This is a genomic window from Ferrovibrio sp., assembly GCF_029255545.1.
In the GTDB taxonomy this organism is placed as follows: domain Bacteria; phylum Pseudomonadota; class Alphaproteobacteria; order Ferrovibrionales; family Ferrovibrionaceae; genus Ferrovibrio.
In genome coordinates, this window is the sequence record NZ_JANLJJ010000066.1 from 1 (window position 1) to 2824 (window position 2824).

A 2824-nucleotide genomic window follows, 5' to 3' on the forward strand; every position below is an offset into this window, starting at 1 on the left:
CGCCGACGGCGATCTTGGCGGCTACGATCTTGGTCACCATGCCGCCGCGGCCGAGGCCGGAACGCGACACGCCGGCCATCGCCTCGATCTCGGGTGTGATCGCCGGCACGGTGGCGAGGAATTTCGCATTCGGATCGACGCCGGGATCGGCGGTGTAAAGCCCGTCGATATCGGACAGCAGGATCAGGCAGTCGGCCGAGATCATCTGCGCCACGCGGGCGGCGAGGCGATCATTGTCGCCAAAGCGGATTTCCGCCGTCGCCACGGTATCGTTCTCGTTCACCACCGGCACGACGCCGAGCCTGAGCAGCGTATGTGCCGTCTCGCGCGCATTCAGGTAATGCCGCCGCGATTCGGTGTCGCCCAGGGTGAGCAGGATCTGCGCGGTCTTCAGCTCGTGGCGCGCGAGCGCTTCCTGCCAGGCCGAGGACAGGCGAATCTGGCCGGCCGCCGCCGCGGCCTGGCTTTCCTCCAGCCGCAAGGCCCTGGCATTCAGCCCCAGGATGCGGCGGCCCAGCGCGATGGCGCCCGAGGAGACCACCAGCACATCCTTGCCATCTTCGCGCAGCTTCGCGATATCGTCGACCAGCGCATTCAGCCAGGCCTCGCGCAGGGTGTTCTTTTCGGCATCGACCAGCAGCGACGAGCCGACTTTCACGACGACGCGTTTGGCGCGCTCCAGCCGGTTACTCATCGTCGGATCCGGTTTGCACAGCGGCCTTTTCCGCTTCGCGCGCCTCGGCGATCACGGCGTAAAGCTGGCTCACCGCCGCATCGATGCCTTCACCCGACACGCCCGACAACGCCAGCACCGGACGCTTGGCCGAGCGCTTCAGCCTGGTCATTTTTTCTTTCAGCTCGTCGGGCGACAGCGCGTCGATCTTGTTCAGGCCGATGATCTCGGGCTTCTTGTCCAGGCCGCCGCCATAGGCTTTCAGTTCCTTGCGGATCAGCTTCCAGTGGGCGACCGGGTCTTCCGCCGTGCCGTCGACCAGATGCAGGATCACGGCGCAGCGCTCGACATGGCCGAGGAAACGATGGCCCAGCCCGGCGCCTTCGGCCGCGCCCTCGATCAGGCCGGGCAGGTCGGCCAGCACGAATTCCTTGTCATTGGCCTTCACCACGCCCAGCTGCGGCTTCAGCGTGGTGAAGGGATAATCGGCGATCTTGGGTTTGGCGCGCGACACGCGGCTCAGGAAGGTCGACTTGCCGGCATTGGGCAGGCCGACCAGGCCGGCATCGGCGATCAGCTTCAGCCGCAGCCAGACCCATTTCTCCTCGCCCGGCCAGCCGGGATCGGCGCGGCGCGGCGCGCGGTTGGTCGAGGATTTGTAATGCTCGTTGCCGAAGCCGCCATCACCACCCTTGCACAGCAATACGCGCTGGCCGATCTCGGTCAGGTCGGCCAGCAGCGTCTCGTTGTCCTCGGCCAGGATCTGCGTGCCCTTGGGCACTTTCAGGATCACATCGGGCGAGTTGGCGCCCGAACGCTGCCGGCCCATGCCATGGCCGCCGCGCTGGGCGCGGAAATGCTGCTGGTAACGATAGTCGATCAGGGTGTTCAGCCCGTCGACGCACTCGGCCCAGACATCGCCGCCCTTGCCGCCGTTGCCGCCATCGGGACCGCCATATTCGATGAACTTCTCGCGGCGGAAGCTGACGGCGCCGGCGCCGCCATGCCCGCTTTCAATATAGACCTTGGCCTGATCGAGGAATTTCATCGGAGTTCACTGGACAGCGGAAAAGGAAAAAGGGGCCAAATAAAAAAGGGGAATGGCCTGCGCCATTCCCCTTGATCCGTGTGATGCTTGCGGGAAAGGCGCGTGTGATCACGCCTCCGGCGGCAGCACCGAAACGTAAGACCGGCCCTGCTTGCCGTCATGGAACTTCACCACGCCGTTGGCGGTGGCGAACAGGGTGTGATCCTTGCCCATGCCGACATTCTTGCCCGCATGCACCTTGGTGCCGCGCTGGCGGATGATGATGTTGCCGGCGACGACAGCCTGGCTGCCGTACTTCTTCACGCCAAGACGCTTGGACTCGGAATCGCGACCGTTGCGCGAGGAGCCGCCAGCTTTTTTATGTGCCATGGAACTGTCTCCTTAAATCTTTGGTCGCGCTTACGCGGCGATCTCGAGGATCTTCACCGCAGTGTGGCTCTGGCGGTGGCCGTTCTTGCGGCGCGAATTCTGCCGACGGCGCTTCTTGAACACGATGATCTTCTTGCCGCGGGTGCGGCCGATCACCTCGGCGGTCACCTTGGCATTGGCCACGGCCGCGCCGACCTTGACGTCGCCGCCATTGCCAACGGCCAGAACCTGGCCGAGCTGGATCTTGTCGCCCGCTTCGCCGGCAACCAGTTCGACCTCGAGCACGTCGCCCGCTGCCACCTTATACTGCTTACCGCCGGTCTTGATCACTGCGAACATGTTGATATTCCATAACAAAGCGGCCACGCCAGCCGTCCGGCGCCGCCTGAATTCGAGGTGGCGCACTATAACTACCGGCCAAGGCCTGTCAACCCCGGATTCGTGCGGCTTTTGGAACGCGTGGCCTGCTTCCTGATCCGCCGCCAATCCCAGGCCGGCTGGGCCTGCACATTGGCGGCCCAGATGCCGTTGCCCATGATCTGCGCCTCCAGCTCGGCCGTCTCGTAATCCCGGGCATATTGGCTGTAGGCCCAGGCCAGCCCGGCCCGCACCATGGCTCGGTTCAGGTCGATGCCGCCGGCCCGGCAGATCGCCACAACCCGGCCATAACGGTCACGGTCCTTCTCCTCGCAGGCCACCCTGCGGCGGGCGACCAGGCCACGCAGATGGGCGGC

At 65.0% G+C, this 2824-nt stretch carries 5 protein-coding genes; all 5 read right to left on the reverse strand.

Annotated elements, in window-relative coordinates; translation table 11 throughout:
- The coding region (gene proB, locus Q1J79_RS13075) for a glutamate 5-kinase (RefSeq protein ID WP_300301054.1) at positions 1–694 on the reverse strand (694 nt) is incomplete at its 3' end.
- Positions 687–1721 (reverse strand): GTPase ObgE, encoded by a 1035-nt coding sequence (gene obgE, locus Q1J79_RS13080; RefSeq protein WP_300301056.1) that lies wholly within the window; start codon positions 1719–1721, stop codon positions 687–689. The genes proB and obgE, both read right to left, overlap by 8 nt.
- A 108-nt stretch (positions 1722–1829) precedes the next feature.
- On the reverse strand, positions 1830–2090 hold the full coding sequence (rpmA, locus tag Q1J79_RS13085; protein ID WP_300301059.1) for a 50S ribosomal protein L27: 261 nt from the start codon (positions 2088–2090) through the stop codon (positions 1830–1832).
- 30 nt (positions 2091–2120) lie between these two features.
- A complete protein-coding gene (gene rplU / locus Q1J79_RS13090; protein ID WP_300301061.1) occupies positions 2121–2429 on the reverse strand; it encodes a 50S ribosomal protein L21 in 309 nt (102 codons plus the stop codon).
- Positions 2430–2500: 71 nt separating this feature from the next.
- On the reverse strand, positions 2501–2824 hold a 324-nt coding region (locus Q1J79_RS13095), incomplete at its 5' end, for a thermonuclease family protein (RefSeq protein WP_300301064.1).

Bases quoted from the DNA above. Each gene is read 5' to 3' on its own strand.
- rplU (WP_300301061.1), bottom strand. From the start codon at position 2,429: ATGTTCGCAGTGATCAAGACCGGCGGTAAGCAGTATAAGGTGGCAGCG.
- obgE (WP_300301056.1), bottom strand. From the start codon at position 1,721: ATGAAATTCCTCGATCAGGCCAAGGTCTATATTGAAAGCGGGCATGGC.
- rpmA (WP_300301059.1), bottom strand. From the start codon at position 2,090: ATGGCACATAAAAAAGCTGGCGGCTCCTCGCGCAACGGTCGCGATTCC.